This is a genomic window from Conexibacter woesei Iso977N, assembly GCF_000424625.1.
GTDB classification, from domain to species: Bacteria; Actinomycetota; Thermoleophilia; order Solirubrobacterales; family Solirubrobacteraceae; genus Baekduia; species Baekduia woesei_A.
This window is the reverse complement of the sequence record NZ_AUKG01000001.1, coordinates 810,473-833,116: the sequence shown is the minus strand read 5'-3', so window position 1 is coordinate 833,116 and position 22,644 is coordinate 810,473. Positions and strand designations below refer to the sequence as shown.

General features: G+C 72.5%; 23 protein-coding genes. 14 read left to right on the top strand and 9 right to left on the bottom strand.

Annotated elements, in window-relative coordinates; genetic code table 11:
- Entirely contained in the window at nt 1–4,437 is a 4,437-nt protein-coding gene (locus tag H030_RS0104100; protein WP_027005192.1) for a DEAD/DEAH box helicase, read from the top strand.
- Here H030_RS0104100 and H030_RS0104095 read toward each other — a convergent pair.
- Both H030_RS0104095 and H030_RS0104090 read right to left on the bottom strand, forming a co-directional pair.
- A complete protein-coding gene (locus H030_RS0104095) occupies nt 4,434–5,060 on the bottom strand; it encodes a TetR family transcriptional regulator (RefSeq protein ID WP_027005191.1) in 627 nt (208 codons plus the stop codon). The genes H030_RS0104100 and H030_RS0104095 overlap by 4 nt on opposite strands.
- Before the next feature lie 60 nt (nt 5,061–5,120).
- Entirely contained in the window at nt 5,121–6,119 is a 999-nt protein-coding gene (locus H030_RS0104090; protein WP_027005190.1) for an aldo/keto reductase, read from the bottom strand.
- A 113-nt stretch (nt 6,120–6,232) separates the two neighbouring features.
- On the opposite strand from H030_RS0104090, the gene H030_RS29125 reads away from it, so the two are divergent.
- Complete coding sequence (locus H030_RS29125; RefSeq protein ID WP_051221656.1) at nt 6,233–6,535, top strand: DUF2568 domain-containing protein; 303 nt, start codon at nt 6,233–6,235, stop codon at nt 6,533–6,535.
- Here the strand turns inward: H030_RS29125 and H030_RS38815 are convergent.
- Genes H030_RS38815 through H030_RS29115 form a run of 3 tightly spaced genes read right to left on the bottom strand, consistent with a single transcriptional unit; the run spans nt 6,532 to nt 10,310 of the window.
- Nucleotides 6,532–7,947 (bottom strand): FGGY family carbohydrate kinase, encoded by a 1,416-nt coding sequence (locus tag H030_RS38815; protein ID WP_196808989.1) that lies wholly within the window; start codon nt 7,945–7,947, stop codon nt 6,532–6,534. The genes H030_RS29125 and H030_RS38815 overlap by 4 nt on opposite strands.
- A complete protein-coding gene (locus H030_RS29120; RefSeq protein WP_081690492.1) occupies nt 7,944–9,002 on the bottom strand; it encodes an NAD(P)/FAD-dependent oxidoreductase in 1,059 nt (352 codons plus the stop codon). Before H030_RS29120 ends, H030_RS38815 begins: the two co-directional genes overlap by 4 nt.
- A 3-nt stretch (nt 9,003–9,005) precedes the next feature.
- Nucleotides 9,006–10,310, bottom strand: a complete 1,305-nt coding sequence (locus H030_RS29115; protein ID WP_051221654.1) for an FAD-binding oxidoreductase — start codon at nt 10,308–10,310, stop codon at nt 9,006–9,008.
- Nucleotides 10,311–10,339: 29 nt separating this feature from the next.
- Between H030_RS29115 and H030_RS0104065 the strand changes: the two genes are divergently transcribed.
- Nucleotides 10,340–11,116, top strand: coding sequence for a DNA-formamidopyrimidine glycosylase family protein (locus H030_RS0104065; RefSeq protein ID WP_027005188.1), 777 nt, complete (start codon nt 10,340–10,342; stop codon nt 11,114–11,116).
- Nucleotides 11,113–11,838: a glycerophosphodiester phosphodiesterase gene (locus tag H030_RS0104060; RefSeq protein ID WP_027005187.1), complete on the top strand. Its 726-nt coding sequence runs from the start codon at nt 11,113–11,115 to the stop codon at nt 11,836–11,838. The genes H030_RS0104065 and H030_RS0104060 overlap by 4 nt, the downstream gene beginning before the upstream one ends.
- Before the next feature lie 16 nt (nt 11,839–11,854).
- On the opposite strand, the gene H030_RS0104055 is transcribed toward H030_RS0104060, so the two are convergent.
- Nucleotides 11,855–12,370, bottom strand: coding sequence for a hypothetical protein (locus H030_RS0104055; RefSeq protein WP_027005186.1), 516 nt, complete (start codon nt 12,368–12,370; stop codon nt 11,855–11,857).
- A gap of 64 nt (nt 12,371–12,434) precedes the next feature.
- Here H030_RS0104055 and H030_RS0104050 point away from each other — a divergent pair, with 64 nt between their 5' ends.
- The 6 genes from H030_RS0104050 (at nt 12,435) to H030_RS0104025 (ending at nt 16,204) form a co-directional block, all read left to right on the top strand.
- Nucleotides 12,435–12,950 carry an RNA polymerase sigma factor gene (locus H030_RS0104050; protein ID WP_027005185.1) on the top strand — a complete coding sequence of 172 codons (516 nt, stop codon included), beginning with the start codon at nt 12,435–12,437 and terminating at the stop codon, nt 12,948–12,950.
- Nucleotides 12,937–14,169 carry a DUF4349 domain-containing protein gene (locus H030_RS0104045; protein ID WP_027005184.1) on the top strand — a complete coding sequence of 411 codons (1,233 nt, stop codon included), beginning with the start codon at nt 12,937–12,939 and terminating at the stop codon, nt 14,167–14,169. Before H030_RS0104050 ends, H030_RS0104045 begins: the two co-directional genes overlap by 14 nt.
- 61 nt (nt 14,170–14,230) lie before the next feature.
- Nucleotides 14,231–14,932: a Crp/Fnr family transcriptional regulator gene (locus H030_RS29110; RefSeq protein WP_196808988.1), complete on the top strand. Its 702-nt coding sequence runs from the start codon at nt 14,231–14,233 to the stop codon at nt 14,930–14,932.
- Nucleotides 14,932–15,369: an NUDIX hydrolase gene (locus tag H030_RS29105; RefSeq protein WP_035125836.1), complete on the top strand. Its 438-nt coding sequence runs from the start codon at nt 14,932–14,934 to the stop codon at nt 15,367–15,369. Before H030_RS29110 ends, H030_RS29105 begins: the two co-directional genes overlap by 1 nt.
- A 13-nt stretch (nt 15,370–15,382) precedes the next feature.
- Nucleotides 15,383–15,781 carry an ASCH domain-containing protein gene (locus H030_RS0104030; RefSeq protein WP_027005183.1) on the top strand — a complete coding sequence of 133 codons (399 nt, stop codon included), beginning with the start codon at nt 15,383–15,385 and terminating at the stop codon, nt 15,779–15,781.
- A gap of 30 nt (nt 15,782–15,811) precedes the next feature.
- Complete coding sequence (locus H030_RS0104025; RefSeq protein WP_027005182.1) at nt 15,812–16,204, top strand: response regulator transcription factor; 393 nt, start codon at nt 15,812–15,814, stop codon at nt 16,202–16,204.
- Here H030_RS0104025 and H030_RS0104020 read toward each other — a convergent pair.
- Nucleotides 16,201–16,968 (bottom strand): TetR/AcrR family transcriptional regulator, encoded by a 768-nt coding sequence (locus H030_RS0104020; RefSeq protein ID WP_051221649.1) that lies wholly within the window; start codon nt 16,966–16,968, stop codon nt 16,201–16,203. The genes H030_RS0104025 and H030_RS0104020 overlap by 4 nt on opposite strands.
- 107 nt (nt 16,969–17,075) lie before the next feature.
- Between H030_RS0104020 and H030_RS0104010 the strand changes: the two genes are divergently transcribed.
- Nucleotides 17,076–18,539, top strand: coding sequence for an MFS transporter (locus tag H030_RS0104010; RefSeq protein WP_027005180.1), 1,464 nt, complete (start codon nt 17,076–17,078; stop codon nt 18,537–18,539).
- On the opposite strand, the gene H030_RS0104005 is transcribed toward H030_RS0104010, so the two are convergent.
- The gene (locus H030_RS0104005; protein ID WP_155891823.1) at nt 18,536–19,171 is read right to left on the bottom strand and encodes a hypothetical protein; all 636 of its coding nucleotides are present in this window, start codon (nt 19,169–19,171) and stop codon (nt 18,536–18,538) included. The genes H030_RS0104010 and H030_RS0104005 overlap by 4 nt on opposite strands.
- A 235-nt stretch (nt 19,172–19,406) precedes the next feature.
- Between H030_RS0104005 and groES the strand changes: the two genes are divergently transcribed.
- The 3 genes from groES to H030_RS0103990 all read left to right on the top strand — a co-directional run bounded on the left by groES (nt 19,407) and on the right by H030_RS0103990 (nt 22,039).
- Entirely contained in the window at nt 19,407–19,700 is a 294-nt protein-coding gene (gene groES, locus H030_RS0104000) for a co-chaperone GroES (protein ID WP_027005178.1), read from the top strand.
- Nucleotides 19,701–19,708: 8 nt separating this feature from the next.
- Nucleotides 19,709–21,340 (top strand): chaperonin GroEL, encoded by a 1,632-nt coding sequence (groL, locus tag H030_RS0103995; protein ID WP_027005177.1) that lies wholly within the window; start codon nt 19,709–19,711, stop codon nt 21,338–21,340.
- 87 nt (nt 21,341–21,427) lie between these two features.
- Nucleotides 21,428–22,039 carry a flavin reductase family protein gene (locus H030_RS0103990; protein WP_196808987.1) on the top strand — a complete coding sequence of 204 codons (612 nt, stop codon included), beginning with the start codon at nt 21,428–21,430 and terminating at the stop codon, nt 22,037–22,039.
- Here H030_RS0103990 and H030_RS0103985 read toward each other — a convergent pair.
- Nucleotides 22,036–22,611 carry a helix-turn-helix domain-containing protein gene (locus H030_RS0103985; RefSeq protein WP_027005175.1) on the bottom strand — a complete coding sequence of 192 codons (576 nt, stop codon included), beginning with the start codon at nt 22,609–22,611 and terminating at the stop codon, nt 22,036–22,038. The genes H030_RS0103990 and H030_RS0103985 overlap by 4 nt on opposite strands.
- Nucleotides 22,612–22,644 lie beyond the last annotated feature (33 nt).

The window sequence follows — 22,644 nt, the reverse complement described above, 5'->3', positions numbered from 1 at the left end:
ATGTCCGCTCTCTCCGTGTTCAGCCCCCAGACGCAGGACTGGTTCGCACGCGCGTTCGAAGGGCCGACGGCGGTGCAGGAGCAGGCGTGGCCGGCGATCGCCACGGGCGAGCACGTCCTGATCAGCGCGCCGACCGGGTCGGGCAAGACGCTCGCCGCGTTCCTGTGGTCGCTCGATCGCCTGACGAACACGCCGCGCGAGGACGGCACCGGCATCCGCGTCGTCTACGTCTCGCCGCTGAAGGCGCTGTCCTACGACGTCGAGCGCAACCTGCAGGCGCCGCTGGTCGGGATCGGCGCGACGCTGAGGGTCGGCATCCGGACCGGCGACACGCCGCAGAAGGAGCGCGCGCAGATGCGGCGCACGCCGCCGGACGTGCTGATCACGACGCCCGAGTCGTTGTACCTCATGTTGACCTCGGGCGCGCGCGATGTGCTGCGAGACGTCGAGGCGGTGATCATCGACGAGATCCACGCGGTGGCGTCGACCAAGCGCGGCGCGCACATGGCGCTGACGCTGGAGCGGCTGAGCGCGCTCGTCCAGGAGGAGCACGGGCGCGACCCGCAGCGCATCGGGCTGAGCGCGACGCAGAACCCGCTGGAGGAGGTCGGCCGCTTCATGGTCGGCCCGTCGCGGACGTGCCGGATCGTCGACGCGGGCGTGCGCAAGCCGCTGGACGTGAAGATCCAGGTCCCGGTCGAGTCGATGGTCGAGCCGGAGCAGAGCGCGCCGCTGGACCCGCTGGAGCCGACGCCGGGTGGCAGCGAGGCGACGCGCAGGTCGATCTGGCCGGCGATGTACCCGCAGTTGCTCGAGCTGGTGCAGGCGCACCGCTCGACGATCATCTTCGTCAACAACCGGCGCGGCGCGGAACGGCTCGCGCTGCGCCTGAACGAGCTGGCCGAGGCAGAGATCGCGCGCGCACACCATGGCTCGTTGGCGCGCGAGGAGCGGCTGGTGGTCGAGGAGCAGCTGAAGGCCGGGCAGCTGCCGTGCCTGGTGGCGACGTCCTCCTTGGAGCTGGGCATCGACATGGGCGCGGTCGACCTGGTGCTGCAGGTCGAGTCGCCGAAGTCGGTCTCGCGCGGGCTGCAGCGGATCGGGCGCGCGGGGCACTCCGTCGGCGACGTCTCGAAGGGCCGGATCTTCCCGAAGTTCCGTGCGGACCTCCTGGAGTGCGCGGTCGTCGTCAAGCTCATGCGCGAGGGCAAGATCGAGCCGACGGTCGTCCCGCGCAACCCGCTGGACGTGCTCTGCCAGCAGATCGTGGCGATCGCCGCGGGCGTGGAAGCCGACGACGAGAACGCGTCGCTGCTGGTCGACGACCTGTACGGGTTGGTCACCAAGACCTACACCTACGCCGAGCTGACGCGCCCGGTGTTCGAGAACGTGCTGGACATGCTCGACGGGCGCTACCCGTCGCAGGAGTTCAGCGAGCTGCGCCCGCGCGTGGTCTGGGACCGCGTCGCCGGGACCGTCCGGCCGCGCAAGGGCGCCCGCGCGCTGGCGATCACCAACGCGGGGACGATCCCGGACCGCGGGCTGTACGCGGTCGTGCTGCCCGACGGGCGGCGCGTCGGCGAGCTGGACGAGGAGATGGTCTACGAGGCGCGGCCGGGGCAGACGTTCCTGCTCGGCGCGTCGTCGTGGCGGATCGAGGAGATCCAGCGCGATCGCGTCGTCGTGACGCCGGCGCCGGGCGTGCCGGGCGCGGTGCCGTTCTGGAAGGGCGACAGCGTTGGGCGCCCGAAGGAGCTGGGCAGGGCGATCGGCGAGTTCTCGCGCTGGGCGGTGGAGCAGACGCCCGCGCTGCTGGAGAAGGACTATGACTTGGACGCGCTGGCCGCGCGCAACCTGGTGGACTTCCTCCAGGAGCAGCAGGCGGCGACGCGGGTGGTGCCGTCGGATCAGACGATCGTGGTCGAGCGGTTCCGCGACGAGATCGGCGACTGGCGGCTGTGCGTGCTGTCGCCGTACGGCGGGCGCGTGCACGCGGCGTGGGCGCTGGCGCTGAGCGCGCGGATCCGCGACGAGCTGGGGCTGGAGTCCGACGCGATCTGGTCCGACGACGGGATCATCGTGCACCTCCCGGATGCGGACGAGGCGCCGGGCGCCGACCTGGTGCTGCTGGATCCCGACGAGGTCGAGGACGCCGTTGTCGGTGAACTTGGTTCGTCGGCGCTGTTCGGCGCGCGGTTCCGCGAGAACGCGGGGCGCGCGCTGCTGATCCCGCGCGCGTACCCGGGCAAGCGGACGCCGCTGTGGCAGCAGCGGCTGAAGGCCCAGTCGCTGCTGGAGGTCGCCAAGGAGTACAGCGACTTCCCCATCATCTTGGAGACGTACCGCGAGTGCCTGCGGGATGTGCTGGACGTCCCGGGGCTGATCGAGTTGTTGTCCGGCTTGCACTCGCGTGAGCTGGGCATGGTCGAGGTGGAGACGCGGACCGCGTCGCCGTTCGCGTCGTCGTTGTTGTTCGACTACGTCGCGACGTACATGTACGAGGGCGACACGCCGAACGCGGAGCGGCGGGCGGCGGCGTTGTCGCTGGACCGCGACCTGCTGCGCGAGCTGCTCGGGCAGGAGGAGCTGCGCGACCTCATCGATGCCGACGCGCTGGAGCTGGTCGAGGCCGACCTGCAGCACACGTCGGAGCGGATGCAGGCGACGGACCGGGATGCGCTTGCCGACGTGCTGCGGCGGGTGGGCGATCTCTCGGCCGGGGAGGTCCGGGCGCGCGTTCTTGGTGCTCTTGATTCGGATGCGTTGTTGTCGTCGTTGGTCGACGAGCGCCGGGCGGTCCGATTGCGCGTCGGCGGCGAGGAGCGCTGGATCGCGGCCGACGACGCGGGCCTGTACCGCGACGCGTTCGGCGCGGTGCCGCCGGGCGGGCTGCCGGCGGCGTTCCTGGAGTCGGTCGAGAAGCCGATGGAGCGCGTGCTCGCGCGGTACGCGCGGACGCACGGGCCGTTCACGACGGCGGACGTGGGCGCGCGGTACGGCGTGGACGTGTCGTCGGCGTTGGCGGCGTTGGAGACCTCGGGCGGGTTGGTCCAGGGCGAGCTGCGCCCGGGCGGGTCCGGGCGCGAGTGGTGTGACCCGGACGTGCTGCGCCGCATCCGGCGCGCGTCGCTGGCCGTGCTGCGCAGGGAGATCGAGGCGACCGATCAGCTCGCGCTGGGCGCGTTCCTGCCGTCGTGGATGGGCGTGGACCGGCACGCGGCCGCGGGCGCGGGGATCGACCGGCTGCGCGAGATGTTGGTGCCCTTGCAGGGGCTGGCGCTGCCCGCCGACGTCTGGGAGCGCGACGTGCTGCCGCGCCGCGTCGGCGCGTACTCGCCGGTGTGGCTGGACCAGCTGTGCGCGTCGGGCGAGGTCGTCTGGGTCGGCGCGGGCGCGCTGGGGCGGAACTCCGGGCGCGTCGCGCTGTATTTCCGCGAGGACGCGGCCGCGCTGGGCGCGCCGTGGGTGCGCGGGGGCGTGGAGCGTCCCGAGGGCGAAGTGCATGATCTCCTGCGCGCGCGGCTGGAGCGGTCGCCGTGCTTCTTCACCGACTTCCTGGCGCAGCTCGACGCCGCGCCGGAGGACATCCAGGAAGCGCTCTGGGACCTGGTGTGGGCGGGCGAGGTGACCAACGACGCGTTCGCACCGCTGCGCGCGCCGCGGCTCACGCTCGCGCGGGCGCAGCGCGGCGCCGGCGGCGCGCGCGGTGGTCGCGCGGGGACGCGCTTCGCCTCGCGCCGCGGGACCGGGGCCGCCGCGCAGGTCCAGGGCCGTTGGGGCCTGACCGCGCCGCTGTTCGCCGGCGGCCTGGAGGATCCGGCCGCGCGGCGCCGCACGATCGCCGAGCTGCTGCTGGAGCGCTACGGGATCATCACCCGCGAGCACGTCCTGGCCGAGGGCGTGCCCGGCGGCTTCAGCGCGTTGTACGACTCCCTGTCGACGCTGGAGACGCTCGGCGTCTGCCGCCGCGGCTACTTCGTCGAGGGCCTCGGCGGCGCGCAGTTCGCGCTGCCCGGCGCCGTCGAGCGCCTCCGCACCCAGGCCGACCGCGCGTCGGAAGCACCGCCGGTCGTGCTCGCCGCGACCGACCCGGCCCAGCCCTACGGCGCGGCGCTGTCCTGGCCGAAGCGCGAGGACTCCACGGACTCACGCGCCAAGCCCGCGCGCGCGGCGGGGGCGTACGTCGTCCTGGCCGGCTCCGAGCCCGTCGTCTACATCGAGCGCGGCGGCCGCGGCCTGCAGGTGCTGGTGGAACGCAACGACCCGCGCCTGGTCCCGGCGCTCGAGGCGCTGACCACCTTCTTCAAGAGGGATCGCAAGTTGAAGCTGTCGCTCGAGCGCGTGGACGGCGAGCCCGTCGTCGGAAGCGACCTCGAGTCGCTGCTGATCGAGGTCGGCTTCCGCGCCGGGCCGCGGAAGCTGACGCTGAGCGCCTAGCTCGCCGCGGCGCGCGCGGCCTTGGCGTGCTTCTTGAGGCCCTTGGTCAGGCCCTTGAGGAGCAGGGACCAGACGGCTTCGAACTGGTCGTCGATCTGCGGGTCCGACCACTCCTGGCGGTGGGTCGGGTTGTGGAAGCGGGCGGTCGCGTCGAGGATCGCGCGGCCGGTGGCGGCCGGATCGTCGGCGACGAGCTCGCCGCGCTGGACGCCGTCGGCGACGATCTTCGTCAGCGACGCCGCGAGATGTTCCACATGTTCCTGCACCGCCGCAGAGGACTCCTCGACGAGGATCATGTAGGTCTCGAACAGCTCGGGATCCTCGGCGGCACGCGAGCGCTTGGCGTCGATCAGCGCGCGCAGCCAGGTGTGCAGCCGCTCGGGCGCTGGGGTCTCGGTGTCGGCGACGACGTCGAGCGGCCCGGCGATCCGGGCCAGCCACTCGGCCGTGACCGCGCCACGTAGCGCGGACTTCGACGGGAAGTGCCGGTAGACCGACCCGTGGCTGACCCCGAGCGCCCGGGCGACGTCGACCACCGTCGCCTTGGCCGGTCCGAACCGCCGCAGCGCATCCTCCGCCGCGGCCAGGATCTGCTCGGAGGTGAGCGGGCCGTCCGGAGTCATCGCCCGGTCACTTCCCGAGGCTCGGGGTGGCTCTGCTCGGGGTGGCGGCGGGTCAACGGGTCACTGCTCGGAGTCGAGGTGCGCCATCTGGGCCGCAGCGTACCGGTCGCCTGCGGCGGCGCCGGGTGGGATGGCGGCGTCGATGGCGGCGAGGTCGTCGGGGGTGAGGGTGATGTCGAGGGCGCCGAGGGCCTCGGTGAGGCGGTCGCGGCGACGGGCGCCGATCAGCGGGACGATGTCGCCCTGCGACTGCGCGGCGACCCAGGCGATCGCGATCTGCGCGGTCGTGACGCCCTTGCGGTCCGCGATCTGCGTCAGCTGCTGCACGAGGTCGAGGTTGTGCTGGAGGTTGTCGCCCTGGAAGCGCGGGCTGAAGCCGCGGAAGTCGTTGGCGGCGAGGTCGCGGTCGGGGGTCCAGTGGCCGGAGAGCAGGCCGCGGCTGAGGACGCCGTAGGCGGTGATGCCGATGCCGAGCTCGCGCGTCGTCGGCAGGATGTCGGCCTCGATGCCGCGCGAGATCACGCTGTACTCGATCTGCACGTCGCTGATCGGAGCGACCGCGGCGGCGCGGCGGATCGTGTCGGCGCCCGCCTCGGAGAGCCCGATGTGGCGGACGTGGCCGGCATCGACCATCTCCTTGATGGCACCGACGGTCTCCTCGATCGGCACGTCCGGATCGACGCGCGCCGGGCGGTAGACGTCGATGTGGTCGGTGCCGAGGCGGTTGAGCGTGTAGGCGAGCGAGGACTTCACGAAGTCCGGGTGCGCGGCGTGGGCGAGCCAGTTGCCGTCGGGGTCGCGCAGCGCGCCGAACTTGACGGAGATCGCCACGTCGTCGCGGTTGCGGCCGCGCAGCGCCTCGGCGATCAGCAGCTCGTTGCGGCCCATCCCGTAGAAGTCGCCGGTGTCGATCAGCGAGACGCCCGCGTCGAGCGCGGCGTCGATCGTGGCGATCGACTCGTCCCGATCGGCCGGGCCGTAGAGGTCCGACATGCCCATGGCGCCGAGGCCAATCGCGGAGACCTGCGGGCCGGTGGTTCCCAATGTCGTCGTGTCCATGGGAATAAGAATAACAGATTTCAATTTCTGTCATCTCGATTGCCATGTCCCGATGAGGTAGAGCGCGATTCCCTGGCTTGACAAAACTAATGCTCATAGTTAATTTGCGATGCATGCTCATTCCGCTCGTCTCCGCGGCCAACGCCGTCGCCCGGTTCTTCCTCGAGATCGTGGCCTTCGTCGCGCTCGGGATCTGCCTGGGGCCCCTGGTGGCTGCCGCGGCGGTCGTCGCCTGGGCGCTGTTCGCGGCCCCGAAGGCGCGGTTCAGGGTCGAGGTGCTGCGGTTGGGCACGCAGGCCGTCGTGCTGCTCGGTGCCGCCGTCGCGCTCGGCGGCCCGCTGGGGGTCGCGTTCGGCGTGCTGGTCGCGATCAACTCGGGGTTGATCGCGGTGCTGCCGGAGCCCGAGTGGGCCTAGAGGCCCAGCGCCGCGGCGGCGAAGCTGCGCCAGGCGGCGCGCAGCGACGCCGCTTCGGCCGGCGGGATCCGGGGCTCGAAGCGGTCGAGGGTCGGCGCGAGGGGCTCGAGCGCCGTGGTGTCGGGCAGCAGGCCCGCGCCGACGAGGGCGAGGCCGGCGGCACCGGTGACGGTGGCGTCCGGCGTGCCGCGCTCGACCGGGACCTGCGCGAGGTCGGCCTGCAGCTGGCAGAGCAGCGCCGAGTTCGTCAGGCCGCCGTCCACGCGCAGGACGGCGACCGGCGCGGGCGCCGCGTCGAGGATGTCGGCCACGCGGTGGGCGATCGCCTCGAACGCCGCGCGGGCGATGTGCGCGGGGGTCGCCGCAGCGGTCAGGCCCGCGACGAGCGCCCGCGCGTCCGGCCTCCAGTACGGCGCGCCCGCACCGGCCAGCGCCGGCAGGACGCGGACCCCGGCGGTGTCGGGGACCGACGCGGCGAGCGCGTCGAGGGCGATCGGGTCGGCGGCGAGGCCGAGCGTCCCGGTCAACCACTCCAACAACGCGCCCGCCGTGAAGACTCCGCCGTCGAGCGCGTACTCGACGCGCCCGGAGGAGTCCCACGCGATCGTCGGCAGGAGGCCGTCGGCGTGCGGGACCGCGCTGCCCGCGTGGGCGAGGACGAACACGCCGGTGCCGTAGGTCGCCTTCGTCATCCCGGGCCGGACGCACCCCGCGCCCGCCAGCGCCGCCTGCTGGTCGCAGACCCGCGCGCGCAGCGGCAGCGCGACGTCGCCCCAGCGCGGATGGCGCAGCACGCCGAGGTCGCCGGTCGTCGGCGCGATCGCCGGGAGCGCGTCGCGCGGAATGCCGAACGCCGCGCACAGCTCCGGATCCCACGCGCCCGGCGCGGCGAGCGACTGCAGCGCGGTGCGCGACGCGGTGGACGCATCGGTCGCGCTGCCCGCCCCGAGGCGGTCGCAGAGGAACGCGTCGACCGTGCCGAGCCGCGCGCCGGCACCTCCGAGCTCGCGGACCAACCACGACAGCTTGGGGGCCGAGAAGTAGGGGTCGGGCGGGAGGCCGGTGCGGGCGAGGAGCGCGGGTGAGACGTTGTTGTAGGCGTCGGAGCCGCGCTTGTCCTGCCAGACGATGATCGGCGAGCGGGGCGTGCCGGTCTCCGCGTCCCAGGCGAGGACCGACTCGCCCTGGTGGTCGAGGCCGACGGCGTCGATCGGGCGGCCTTCGGCGGCGGGCAGGACCTCGGCGACGGCGTCGACCACGGCCTCCAGCACCGCCTCGGCGTCCTGCTCGACGCGGCCGGGCGCCGGGTTGCTGGTCGGGACCGGACGGCGCGCGCTCGCGAGCTCTTTCAAGTTGTCGTCGAAGAGGGCGACCTTGACGGCGGTCGTCCCGTCGTCGATCCCGAGGATCACGCCAGGCGCTCCGCCGTCCGGCGCCACCACGGGCCGGCGTGGCGCAGCCAGGGCGCGCCGGCCCGGAGCGGCTCCTCGGGCTCGCTGTCGAGCCCGGCCAGCAGCACGACGCGCTCGGCGATCGCCAGGCAGGCGGTCAGGCCGGTGGAGCGGATCGCGGCGGCGTGGATCAACCGGGCGTCGGCGTCGCTGCGGCGCACGACGTAGTTCGCGCCGTCGCGCCCGGCCGGGCGCAATCCCGCGTACGAGAACGCCGGCTCGGCGCCCGCGAGCGACCCGTACATGTCGATCGCCTTCGCCAGGATCTCGCCGCGCGCCTCCGCGCGCACCGTCCAGTCCTCGACGTCGAGGTCGACCGCGGTCGGCCCCGCGACGGTCCGGCCGTCGAGCGTCGGGAACACCAGGACGCCCTTGGTCCGCGCGGTCGGCACGGGCAGCAGGATGTGCTCGGGCGGCGCGACGTCGAAGACCAGGAACTCGCCCTTGCGCGGGTAGATGTCGAACGACGCGTCCCCGTAGAGCCGCGCCACGCGACCCGCGCCCAGGCCCGCCGCGTTGACCACGACGTCGGCGTCGATCGGCGCCTCGACCGGCGCCCCCAGCGCGAACCGCGCCCCGTGCTCGACCGCCGCGCCCGCCAGCGCGAGCGTGAACGCGACCGGATCGGTCATCCCCTCCCCCGGGACCCACAGCACGCCGTCCTCGCCGAGCACGACGTCCACGCCGTTGGCGCACGCGTTGTCATACAACTTGCGCACGACCTCGCGGTCCGCCTCCGAGCGCGGCGTCAGCGTCGCGCCCCGGCGCTCGAACGGCACGTCCAGCGTCTCCAGCACCTCGCCGCGCAGCTGGGCGGCGCGGAGGATCAGCTCGGTCTCCAGCTCCCCCGGCTTCGAGTCGAAGCCCGTATGCACGATCCCGGAGTTCGTCCCGGACGCCGCGAGCCCCAGCGCGTCCCGCGTCTCGCGCAGCTCAACGTCCGCCCCGCGGCGCGCGAACGCCAGCGCGCAGGCAACGCCTACAACTCCACCACCGACCACGACAACTTCCGGCACGGCCTACGGCTCCTTCTTGCCCGGGTTGAACAGCCCCTTCGGATCGAGCGCCCGCTTGACCGCCCGCGCCGCCCCGACCGCCGCCGGCGCCCACTGGCGCGACAGCTGCCCGGCCTTCAGCAGCCCGATCCCGTGCTCGCCGCTCGCGGTCCCGCCGAGCGCGCGGGCGAGGTCGAACAGCTCCGCCGCCGCGGCCTCGGCGCGTTCGCGTCCCTCAGGCGAGCCATGCAGGAACGACGCGTGCAGGTTCCCGTCGCCCGCGTGACCCCACGAGCACGCCTCGACGCCCACGCGCGCACCGATCGCCAGGACGCCCTCGATCGCCTCGCGCAGCCGCTCGACCGGCACCGCGACGTCCTCGGAGAGCTTGTCGCCGCGCAGCCCGCGGACCGCGAACGAGACGCCCTCGCGCCAGCGCCACACGTCGGCCGGCGGCGGCGCGACGGCGCCGTCGCCGAGCGCGGCGAGCAGCTCGTCGCGCTCGTGCGCGGACTCGGCCTCGCAGACCACCAAGAGCTCGGGCGAGCCATCGACGAACGGCGCCGGCGCGGCGCGCAGCGACAGCCCGTCGAGGTACTCCAGCGCGGCCGGCACCACGCCGCTCCCCCGCACCGCGTCGATCGCCGCACAGCCGGCAGCGATCGACGGGAAGCCCGCGGCGACCACGAACGTCTCCTCCGGCGCCGGGACCAACCGCAGCCACGCGGCGGTGATGATCCCGAGCGTCCCCTCCGAGCCGATCAGCAGCGCGCGCAGGTCCAGCCCCGCGACGTCCTTGACCACCGGCCCACCGAACGACACCAACTCGCCCGGCGCGATCACCGCCTCGACGCCCAGCACCCACCGCCCCGTCACGCCGTACTTGAACGCGTGCGGCCCGCCCGCGTTGGTCGCGAGGTTGCCGCCGAGCTGCGACTGCTCCGCCGCGCCCGGGTCGGGCGGGAACAACAGGCCGGACTCGCGGGCGCGCCGGGCGATCGTCGCCGTCGTCACGCCCGCCTCGGCCTCCATCCGCCAGGCCAGCGGGTCGAACGAGCGGATCCGGTCCAGGCGGTTCAAGGCAATGGCTATGACATCGCCGCCGGGATCGACACGCGGCACCGCCCCGCCCGCGTAACCCGTCAGGCCACCGACCGGGACCATCGCGATGTCGCGCTCGTAGCACCACGCGACCACGCGAGCGACCTCCTCCGCGCTCCCCGGCCGGACCAGCGCGGCCGCACGCCCCGACAGCCTTGACTCATCCGCGAGCACCACGTCGCAGGCGACGTGCTCGGCTCCCACCAGCGCGGCGAGATCGGCGTGCACGTCCCGAACCGTACAGTCGAAGAGGACGCATGCCCGAAGGCGACACCATCCACTACGCCGCCAACCGCATGCGGCCGATCCTGGAAGGCCAGGTCCCGGACGCGATCCGCACCCCGCACCCGCGCCACGCCAAGGACCGCTGGCCGGAGCGCCTGCAAGGGCGCGCGGTCACCGACGTCGCCGCGCACGGCAAGCACCTGTTCCTACGCTTCGGCGACGACCTCACGATCCACTCGCACCTGCGCATGACCGGCTCCTGGCGCGTGGTCAGGGAGGGCCAGCGCTGGCATCGCAACCCCCGCCGCGCCTGGCTGGTCATCACGAAGGACGACAACGACGTCGTCCAGTTCGACGGCCCCGTCCTGGAGCTGATGACCGAGACCCGCCGCCGCTTCGACCGCCGCCTCGCGCTGCTCGGCCCCGACATCATCAAGGACGACTTCGACGCCGACGAGGTGATCCGCCGCGCCCGCACCGACGACCCCACGCGCGGCGTCGGCGACGCGCTCCTGGACCAGCGGATCGTCGCCGGGATCGGGAACCTCTGGAAGGCCGAGGGCTGCTGGCTGGCCGAGCTGGACCCGTGGCGGAAGCTGCGCGACGTGTCCGACGACGAGCTCCACCGCGTCCTTCAGGAGCTGCGCCCACGCATGCAGGAGTCCGCGCGCGACGGCAACCAGGCGCGCCACCGCAAGATCTACAACAACACCGGCCGCGCCTGCCCGCGCTGTGCCAACCGGATCACCTCCCGTGGGCAGGGCGACGACAACCGGACGACATACTGGTGCCCGGGATGCCAGACATGACCGAACACCGCACGGGCCGCCGGATCGGCCACAAGGGCGCCGACCACATCGCGCCCGGCAACACGCTCGCGTCGTTCGACGCCGCGCTCGCCCACGGCTGCGACATGGTGGAGTTCGACGTCCTGCCCGAGAACCCCGACGGCAGCGGCGCGCTCGTCCTCGCCCACGACTTCAAGGACGCGGGCAGGCGCACGCCGCTGACGCTCGAGGAGGGCCTGGACCACCTCGCGAGCGAGGCGTTCGCGGGCGTCGAGATCGACGTCGACCTCAAGACGCACGGCTACGAGCACCGCGTCATCCAGGCGCTGCGCGAGCGCCAGATGGAGTCCCGGACGCTGATCAGCACGATGGAGACCGTGTCGCTGCCGGTCCTGCGCCAGCTCAGCAGCGACGTCCGGATCGGCTGGAGCGTCCCGAAGGTCAAGCGCAACTACCTCGCCAACCCGGCGACCAAGCCGCTGGCGCTGGCGACCGTCCAGGTCCTGCGCCGGACCGTCCCGCGCGCGATCACGAAGGCCATGCGCGCCGGCGAGATCGACGCCGTCATGTCGCACTTCTCCCTCGTCACGCCCCACTTCGTCCGCGCGGTCCGCCGCGCCGGCGGCGAGCTCTACGTCTGGACGGTCGACGACGCGAAGCGCATCCGCCGCTTCGAGCGCATGGGCGTGACCGGCGTCATCACCAACGACCCACGCCTGTTCGACCCGCTCCCCGGGGCGTAGTCCTACAGGCCTACAACTACGGCTTGATGGTGCACTCGGCGGCGCTGAACCCCTTGGGGTCGGCGCCGTTGGTCCCGGTGTGGCCGGACCTCGTGCGCTTCACCGCGGTGCGGGAGACCTTGCCGTTGAGGCGCCACTGGAAGGTCACGACGCCGCGCAGGCGGTAGGTCTGGCCCGCGGGTGGTGGGGTCATCGAGAAGTTCCAGCCGGACACGCGGCGCACGTACCTGGCCGAGCCGACGTAGTGGAAGCCGGAGTCGGTCGACGGGCCGAGCTTCTCCCACTTCTTCGAGGTCGGCTTGTAGTACTCGACCGCGAAGCGCATGTACATCTTCTCGGCGGTGTTGCCGGCGCCGGGCATCGAGGCGTGGATGCCGATGACGTCCGGGTGCTTGGTCGTGTCGCAGACGTTGACGGTCGCCCACAGCAGCGGGTTCTTGTCGATCGTCGGGCCGGAGGCCGCCGTCGCGGAGGACGCGGTGGGCCCCGCGAGGGCCAGGACGGCGATCGCCGAAGCGGTCAAGGTGCGCACGCGCGCAGCGTAGCGGCGTGTGATGGATCGGCCGTTGGAACGTAATGTCGTCGTGGGAACAGTCATGGAGCTCTCGACTTCCGAACCGACGACCGCCCGGTTCGATGCGCTGTACCGCGAGACGGCCTCGGACCTCTTCGCCTACGTCTTCACGCTCCTGCGCGACCGGGCGGCGGCCGAGGACGTCACCGCGCTGACCTTCGAACGCGCCTACCGCAGGCAGTCGTCGTTCGACGACCGCAAGGGCACGCAGCGCGCCTGGCTGTTCGCGATCGGCCGCAACGCGGCGCTCGACGAGCTCCGCCGGCGCAAGCGCACCGCCGCGCTGCTGAGCGATCCGGAGGACGCCGCGCCACCACCGGACGACGACGCGGCCGAGGCCGCCGCCCGGCGCGCCACCGTCCGCGCCGCGCTGGCGCAGCTGGACCCGCGCGAGCGCGAGCTGATCGCCCTGAAGTTCCACGCCGGCCTGAGCAACAGCGAGATCGCGAAGGTCCTGAACATCTCCGTCGCCAACGCCGGCACGCGCGTGCACCGCGCGGTGACCCGACTCCGGAAGGCCTGCCATGCGCCGTCGTGACGCGCTCCCCGATCCCGAGGTCGACCACGGCCTGCGCGAGCTCGAAGCCGCGCTGGCCGGCGAGCCGGCCGCCGACCCCGACCTGGCGCTGCTCGTCGCCGACGTCGACGCGCTGCGCCCGGAGCCGGACGCCGCGTTCCTGGCGTCGCTCGACGCCCGCGTCCACGCCGGCTTCCCGCGCGAGGCCGAGACGCCGCGGCGCAAGCGCACCGAGCCGCGCCTCGCCTGGCTGCGCCGCCCGCAGGTGCTCGGCCCGGCGGCTGTGGCGATGTTGTCGGCGGTCGTCGTGACGCTGGCGATCACGTCGTCGCACGGCGGCGGGAGCGACAACGCGTCGTCGTCGGCGAGCGCGCCGAAGTTCATGAGCGCGACCGAGGACTCGGCCGCGTCCACCTCGGCCGCGAGCCCGCCGCATCCCGAGACCGTCGCGAAGTCGAGCGGCACGGTGTCGCCAGGCGTCCGGAGCAGCACCAGCGGGAGCAGCACGCCGAACGTCCCGCTGCCCACGATCGCCTCGTCGCGCAAGGTCGAGCGGGCCGCGTCGCTGACGCTGACGCCCGCGCCGGGCGACGTCCAGGACACCGCCGACGGCGTGGTCCGCGCGACGCAGGCCGCGGGCGGCTACGTCCAGGAGTCGAACGTCACGACGCGCGACAACGCGGGCTCGGCGCAGTTCACGCTGCGGATCCCGTCCGCGCGGCTGGACAGCGCGATCGCCCAGCTCTCCAGGCTCGCGCACGTCGGCGGGCTGAACCAGTCCGCGACCGACATCACCGCGCAGGCCAACGCCGCGAGCGACCGCCTCCAGGAGGCCAACGCCGAGCGCAAGGCGCTGCTGCGCGCGCTCGGCGCCGCGACGACGACCGCCCGGATCGCCAGCCTCAAGGCGCGCCTGGCCGACAACCGCCGGACGATCGCCGCGCGCAGGACCGAGCTGACCCAGCAGCAGCGCCGCGCGCAGCTGGCGACCGTCGAGGTCGACGTCGAGGGCAAGCGCGGCGTCGCGGCCAAGGACGACAAGAACTCCGGCGGCGGCCCATGGTCGCCCGGCGACGCGCTGCACGACGCGGGGCGCGTCCTGGCCGTCGCGCTCGGCATCGCGCTGATCGCGCTGGCGGTCCTGATCCCGCTGGGCCTCGTCGCCGGCCTCGCGTGGCTGGCCGCGCGCCAGCTCCGCCGCCACCGCCGCGAGTCCGCGCTCGACGCGTCCGCGTCCTGACAACGTCTGCGCCGCGCCCAATGTGCGCCGCGCGTCACACAAGTGCCATAGACTCCGCGAGGTGCCGCCACAGCCCAGCACCCAGAGCAGCATCGAGCTGCTCGCGCAGGTGCCGGTCTTCGAGGCCCTGGCGCCGGTCGACCTCGGGCGCGTCGCCGACGTCGCGGTCCCGCGCCACTTCACCGGCAACACGGTGATCTTCCGCGAGGGCGACGCCAGCGACACGTGCTACATCGTCGGCCGCGGCCACGCCCGCGCGGTGCGCGAGAACGTCGATGGCCGCACGATCACGCTCGCGCACTTCGGGCCGGGCGACATCTTCGGCGAGCTGGCGATGTTCGACGACGAGAAGCGCTCCGCGACGATCGAGACGCTCGACGACGTCGAGGCGATCGCGATCCTCGGCCAGGACATGCGCCGCCTGCTCAGGGAGCACCCGGACATCGCGGTCAAGCTCGTCATCGGCCTCGGCCGCCGCCTGCGGGAAGCCAACGAGCGCCTGGCGCGCCAGTCGTTCCAGACCGTGCAGTCGCGCGTCGCGGGCGTGCTCGGACAGCTGGTCCGGCAGGCGCAGTCCGAAGGCGCCGGCGAGCGCGACGTCCTCGTGACGATCACGCAGGCCGACATCGCGCAGCTCGCGGGCTCGAGCCGCGAGTCCGCCTCCCGCTTCCTGGCCGTCCTCGAGCGCGCCGGCGTCGTCACGCAGGGCCGCGGCCGCGTCACCGTCCACGAGCCGTCGGCGCTGGAGCGCTACGTCTACTGATGGCCGACGCGAAGCCCACGGAGTTCTCGGCGGGCGGCGTCGTCGTCCGCGGCGACCAGGTCGTTGTCATCGTGCCGACACGCCGCGCCGCCAACGGCGCGAAGGTCCTGGCGCTCCCGAAGGGCCACGTCGACCCCGGCGAGACGCCGCTGCAGGCCGCCGGCCGCGAGATCCGCGAGGAGGCCGGCGTCGACGCGACGCCCAGGGGCGACGCGCTGGGAGCCGTGAACTACTGGTACATGCGCAAGGGCAAGCGCATCGCCAAGCAGGTCGACTTCTGGCTGTTCGACTACGTCGGCGGCGACGTCGCCGACCACGACCACGAGGTCGAGCGGGCCGAATGGATGCCGCTGAGCGAGGCGGCGACCGCCCTGACGTACGACGGCGAGCGCGAGATGGTGGCCCGCGCACTGTCGCGGATCAGCTCCGACGGGTAGTCTCCGGCGTCGGATGCAGGTCTTGAACTTCTACTCCACGATCTTCGCCGACCAGCTGAAGCGTGGTCGCAAGACCGCGACGATCCGGTTGGGCGACAAGTCCCACAAGTACAAGAAGAACCAGGCGGTGATGGTGACCATCGGGTACCAGCACTCGCCGCGCGAGAAGATCTTCGACGCGGTCATCGACCAGGTCGAGGTCAAGCGCGTCCGCGACCTGACGCCGCGGGACATCGAGCACGACAACCCGGAGTTCCGCCGCCACGAGGAGATGATCCACTTCCTCGAGCAGATCTACGGCAAGAAGGTGACGATGGAGGACATCGTCACGGTCGTGCGCTTCTCGCAGATCATCGTCCACCCGCCGTCGTTCACCGATGCCCGCCTGGGCATCGGCGGCGCGCAGAACTAAGGCGCAGCGGCGCCGCACGGCCGGGGTACCGTGCTCCGCGTCTACATCGCCGACGACTCGGTCGGGTTCGGGACGCTGGCCGCGGCATGGCTGGAGGCCCACGACGACATCGAGGTCGTCGGCGCCGTCCGCTCCGCCGCCGAGGCGATCGCGCAGGTCACGGCGACCGCGCCGGACGTCGTGATCCTCGACCGGCTGCTGCCGCAGCCCGAGCACTCGATGCAGGTGCTGCACCACGTGCGCGAGACGCTCCCGGACGCCGCGATCCTGCTGGTCTCCGGCATGCCCGACGAGGACCTGGCCGGCGAGGCCCGCGAGGCGGGCGCCGACGGGCACGTCAGCAAGGCGGCCAACGCCGAGGCGCTGGCCGAGGCGGTCCGCCAGGCCGCGGCCGCACGCCGCGCCGCGCGCGACAGCGCCTAGCCGGCGGCGCGCGCCTGCGCGGCGAGCGCCGCGATCCCGCGGATCTGGACGTCGAGCGCGAACTCGAAGCCCGCGTCCTCGGTGTCCTCGTCGAACGTGGTGAGCACGTCGGCCAGCCGGTTGAGCATCGGGAAGCGGTCGCCGGGCAGCGCCCGCAGGTAGGCGCCGACCTGCTCGACGTAGACCTCGGCCTCCTGCACTGTGCCGATCAGCCGGCGCCGGATCGCGTCCTCGTAGGTGACCGAGGCGACGAACAGCGCGAGCAGGTCGACCGTCTGCGCGGCGAGCCGGCCCGTGATGCCGCCCGCGTCGAGGATCGCGAGCATGCCCTCGGCGCCGGCCAGCGCGTTGGGGCCGGTCGGGACCCGCCCGAGCATGATGTAGGCCAAGTCCTGGTGGGCGCCGATGACCTTGCGCATCCGGCGCAGCAGCTCCTTCAGCGGCTCCTGCCAGCCGTCGGGACCGGCCCCGGGCGCCGGGACGTCGATCGCCGCGCAGACGCGGTCCAGGACCGCCTCCAGCAGCTCGTCCTTGTTGCCGACGTGCTGGTAGAGCGACGCGGGCCCGGTCTCCAGCTTCTGCGCGACGCGGCGCATCGAGACGCCGTCGAGGCCGTCGGCGTCCAGCAGCTCCAACGCCGCGGCGACGATCGCGACGCGCGTGAGCGGCGCCTTGGCGGGCGCCGACTCGGTCGCGGAGGCCGCGCGGCCGCGGGTCGCGGCCGCGGACCACGGGGGGACGGGGAAGGACTCGTCGCTTGACACGAACAGTGATCTTACGCTAGAACAGTGTTCGTACTTCAGAACACCGTTCGCATTGCCGATAACGGTGTTCGAGACCCCTCTCCTCCCCGCACGAATCGAGGTCCCCGATGTCCACCACCGTCGAAGCTCCACCCGACCCGCTCGCCACCCCCGAGCAAGCGCCCAAGCGCACCAGCCACCCGCGCCGCTGGCTGATCCTCGCCGTCGTCCTCGTCGTCGAGATCATGGACCTGCTCGACGGCACGATCGTCAACGTCGCCGCACCCACGATCCGCACCGACCTCGGCGCGAGCACGACGTCGCTGCAGTGGATCGTCGGCGGCTACGCGCTGGCGCTCGCCGTCGGCCTCGTCATCGGCGGCCGCCTCGGCGACCTCTATGGCCGCCGCCGCCTGTTCACGATCGGCATCGTGCTCTTCACGATCAGCTCGCTGCTGTCCGGCCTCGCGCCGAGCACCGAGGTGCTGATCGCGTTCCGCCTGCTCCAGGGCCTCGCGGCCGCGCTGATGATCCCGCAGGGCTTCGGGATCCTGCACTCGGCGTTCTCGACCGAGGACCTCAACAAGGCCTTCGGCATCTTCGGCCCGATCATCGGCCTCAGCGCCGTGTTCGGCCCGATCGTCGGCGGCGCGCTCGTCGACGCCAACCTCTTCGGGACCGGCTGGCGCCTGGTGTTCCTCATCAACCTGCCGCTCGGGATCCTCGCGCTGATCGGGTCGATCCGGATCCTCCCGGAGTCCAAGACGACCGGCGCGACCCGGATGGACTGGCTCGGCGCGGTGCTCGTCGCCGCCGCCGCGGGCCTGCTCGTCTACCCGCTGATGCAGGGCCGCGAGGCCGACTGGGCGCCGTGGACGTTCATCATGATGGCCTCGAGCTTCGTCGTCCTGGGCCTGTTCACCTGGCAGCAGGGCCGCCGCGTCAAGGCCGGCCGCGACCCGCTCGTCACGATGGGCCTCTTCGCCAAGCGCGCGTTCAGCGGCGGCATGGGCATCATCATGTTGTTCTTCGGCGCCTTCGGCGGCCTGATGCTCGCGCTCACGCTGTTCCTGCAGCTCGGGCTCGGCTACAGCGCCAGCCACGCGGGCCTCAGCCTCGGCCCGGTCTGCCTCGGCCTGGCGATCGGCGCCGGCCTGGCCGGCGCGGTCCTGACCCCGCGCTTCGGCCGCCACGTCCTGCACGCGGGCTTCGCGCTGCTGGTCGCCGGCGTGCTCGGGACCTACGCGGTGCTCGACGCGCAGCAGATGGCGGTGACGGCGCTGCAGCTCGCCGGGCCGCTGCTGGTCGCCGGGATCGGCGTCGGCTTCGTCGCCGGCTCGCTGTTCGGCTTCGTCCTCGCGGCGGTCGCCGACGACGAGGTCGGCTCGGCCTCCGGGATCCTCAACGCGCTCCAGCAGCTCGCCTCGGCGATCGGGATCGCCGTGCTCGGCACGGTCTTCTTCGGCGCGCTGCCCAAGCCCGGCTACGTCGCCGGCCTCGAGCACGTCGCGCTGCTGGTCTCGGCGATCGCCGTGGCCGGCATGGCGCTCGTGTTCCTCCTCCCGCGCACCCCGCGGGAGGAGGAGGCCTAGTAGGCGGCCGGCGGCGGCGGGACCGAGCCGCCCTCGGCGAAGACCGGTGGCAGCTCGGGCTCCAGGCGGGCGAAGCCGCCGGACGAGGTCGCGCCGCCGCGCGCGGGCGCGGCCTCGTCGCCGGCCGCCATCAGGCCGCCGGCGAGCATCGCGACCGATCCGGCCAGCGCCATCCAGATCCCGGAGCGCAGCTGGATGGCGTCGCTGAGCGCGCTGCCCGCGCCCGGCTTGTGGACGATGTGCGCGAGCACGACGACCAGCGCGGTCGCGCCGATCGCCGCGACCGCGCTCCCGGCGGCGCGGCCCTCGACCCGGATGCCCGCGCCGAACGCGCCCGCCGCGGCGAGCACCAGCGCGACCGTGCCGACGGCGCCCGCGCAGAGCGCGACGTCGGCGCCGGCGAGCTCCTTCCAGCCCGACGCGGAGATCGACGACGGCAGCGACGCGGCCACCCCGCGCGAGAGCTGGCCGAGCAGGCCCGGGTCGCTCCCGAGCCGGCCGCCGCTGCCGAACATCTGCAGGACCTCGTCCGGAATCCGGATCTCGTACCACGGGCGGAACAGCGACAGCAGCGCGACGACCGCACCCGCCAGCGCCACGATGTGCCCGGTACGCAGGCCTTTTGGCTCCATGCGCGAGGTATCGTCGGTTCGGGGCCGCACCATCAGCCGGACCGCCTCCGTGCTCGACACATGGCTGAGTCCTTGGCACTCAGATGTGAAGAGTGCCAACGAAGGCTTGACGACCCGATCCGACCCGCTACTATCGATTTCAAGCGCGCTGGCACTCGCCCTACGCGAGTGCCAAATCCGCGCAGAAGTCTCAGTCAGCAAGCCCTGTCCGTCACCTCAACGGAGGTCACCACACATGAAGCTCAAGCCCCTCGGCGATCGTTTGATCGTGCGGGCAATCGACGAGGAGGAGACGACCGCTTCCGGTCTCGTCCTCCCCGACACCGCCAAGGAGAAGCCGCAGAAGGGCGAGGTCCTCGCTGTCGGCGACGGTCGTTTCGACGAGGACGGGGAGAAGCGCATCCCCCTCGATGTCGCCAAGGGCGACACGGTCCTCTACAGCAAGTACGGCGGCACCGAGATCAAGGTCGACGGCGAGGACCTGCTGGTCCTTCGCGAGTCCGACGTCCTCGCCAAGGTCGAGAAGTAGGAGAACTTATGGCTCACAAGGAACTGAAGTACAACGCGGAGGCCCGCAGGGCCCTCGAGGCCGGCGTCGACGCCGTTGCCAACGCGGTCAAGGTCACGCTCGGCCCGAAGGGCCGCTACGTCGTGCTCGACAAGAAGTTCGGCGCCCCCACGATCACGAACGACGGTGTCACGATCGCTCGTGAGATCGAGGTCGAGGACGTCTTCCAGAACCAGGGCGCGATGCTCGTCCGCGAGGTCGCCACGGCGACCAACGACGTCGCCGGCGACGGCACGACGACCGCGACGGTCCTGGCCCAGGCCATCGTCCGCAACGGCCTGAAGAACGTCACCGCTGGTGCGAACCCGCTCGGCCTGAAGAGGGGCATCGAGACCGCGGTCAACCAGATCGTCGACAACATCCGCAAGCTGTCCAAGCCCGTCCAGGGCAAGGAGCAGATCGCTCGCGTGGCCACCATCTCGGCCGGCGACGAGGAGATCGGCGACGTCATCGCCGACGCGATCGAGAAGGTCGGCAAGGACGGCGTCGTGAACGTCGAAGAGGGCCAGACCTTCGGCATGGACCTCGAGTTCACCGAGGGCATGCAGTTCGACAAGGGCTACGTCTCCCCGTACATGGTCACCGACCAGGAGCGCATGGAGGCCGTCCTCGAGGATCCGTACATCCTCATCGCCAACCAGAAGATCGGCTCCGTCCGCGACGTGCTGCCGGTCCTGGAGCAGGTCATCCAGTCGGGCAAGCCGATCCTCATCATCGCCGAGGACGTCGAGGGCGAGGCCCTCGCGACGCTCGTCGTCAACAAGCTGCGTGGCACCTTCACCGGTGTCGCGGTCAAGGCGCCGGGCTTCGGCGACCGCCGCAAGCGCATGCTCGAGGACATCGCGATCCTCACCGGTGGCGAGGTCATCACCGAGGAGATGGGCCTGAAGCTGGAGAACACTCAGATCTCGCAGCTGGGCCGTGCCCGCCGCGTGGTCGTCGCCAAGGACAACACCACCATCGTCGATGGCGCCGGTGACCTCGAGGCGATCAAGGGCCGCATCAACCAGATCAAGGCCGAGGTCGAGTCCACCGACTCCGACTTCGACCGCGAGAAGCTCCAGGAGCGCCTCGCCAAGCTCTCCGGCGGCGTCGCCGTCGTGAAGGTCGGCGCGGCCACCGAGACGGAGATGAAGGAGAAGAAGCACCGCGTCGAGGACGCCCTCCAGGCGACCCGCGCTGCGCTCGAAGAGGGCATCGTCCCGGGCGGCGGCGTCGCGCTGCTGCAGGCCTCCGCCAACGTCTCCGCCGACGCGATCGAGGACGAGGACGAGCGCACCGGCGCCCGCATCATCCTGCGCTCGCTCGAGGAGCCGCTGCGCCAGATCGCCGAGAACGCGGGCCTCGAGGGCTCCGTCGTCGTCTCGGAGGTCCGCAAGGCCAAGAAGGGCTGGGGCCTGAACGCCGCGACCGGTGAGATCGTCGACCTCGTCGCCGACGGCGTCATCGACCCGGCGATGGTCACGCGCTCCGCGCTGCAGAACGCCGCGTCGATCGCGAAGAACATCCTCACCACCGAGGCCATCGTCGCCGAGATCCCGGAGCCCGCGGGCGCCGGCGGCGGCATGCCCGACATGGGCGGCATGGGCGGCATGATGTAGGCATCGCCTCACGGCGAAGCTTGTTGTAGGCGAAGGGCCCGGCGTTTGCCGGGCCCTTCGTCGTTGTTGCGGTGGATACTGCGGGGCGTGATCTTCTACGAGCCGCAGGCGCGCGACCGGGAGCTGCTCCCGCACGATCCGTTCAAGGCGCTCGTCGCGCCGCGGCCGATCGGGTGGATCTCGACGGTGGACGGCGAGGGCGTGCCGAACCTCGCGCCGTACTCGTTCTTCAACGCGGCCTGCGACACGCCGCCGATCCTGATGTTCTCCAGCGCGGGGATGAAGCACAGCGCGACGCACGCGCACGCGACGCGGGAGTTCGTGTGGAACCTGCCGACGTGGGAGCTGCGCGAGGCGATGAACGCGACGAGCGCCGAGCTGGCCGGCGGCGAGAGCGAGTTCGCGCACGCCGGGCTGTCGCTGGCGCCGTCGCGGATCGTCGGCGTGCCGCGCGTCGCCGAGGCGCCGGTCGCGCTGGAGTGCCGCGTGACGCAGACGCTGTCGCTGAGCGACCTGGCCGGCGCCGACGTCGACCGCCACGTGGTGTTCGGGCAAGTTGTAGGTGTCCACATCGACGAGCGCTTCGTCGACGCGCGCGGGCAGGTCGACACCGCGGCGATGCAGCCGATCGCCCGCTGCGGCTACCGCGACGAGTACGCCGTGGTCCGGGAGCTCTTCCGCATCGCGCGCCCGGCCTAGGCCGAGTGGATGTGGACTCTCTGGCCCTGGGGGCCGAAGAGGGCGATCAGCTCGACGGGGCCGTCGATCGCACCGAACCAGTGCGGGGTCAGCGTCGAGAACTCGGCGGCATTGCCGGGCCTGATCGTGAACTCGTCGTCGCCGAGCCTGAGGCGCAGGCTGCCGGACATGACGTAGATCCACTCCTGGCCCTCGTGGACCGGCAGCGGGTCCGGCGGGACGCGGCGGCGGTTGGCGATCCGGAACTTGTAGGCCTTGATCCCGCCGGGCGAGTCGTCGTGGGTCAGCGGCCACATCATCATGCCGTCCACGTTGTGGGCCCTGCGGTGGGGCACGCGCGGGTCGGGCGCGGGTGCCGATCCGAGCAGGTCGTCGGTGCTCACGCCGAGCGCGCGGGCCAGCGACGGGATGTGGTCGAGCGCTAGGCGGCGCCTGCCGGACTCCAGACGGCTGAGCGTCGAGACGTCGATCGCGGCGCGCTGCGCGACCTGCTGCAGGGTCAGGCCGCGCTCGGCGCGGAGCTCGCGCAGGCGGCGGCGGGCGCGGGCGTCGACGGTCTCGGGGTTGTCCATGGTTTGCCAGTATGGCAAACGGACTTGGCAATC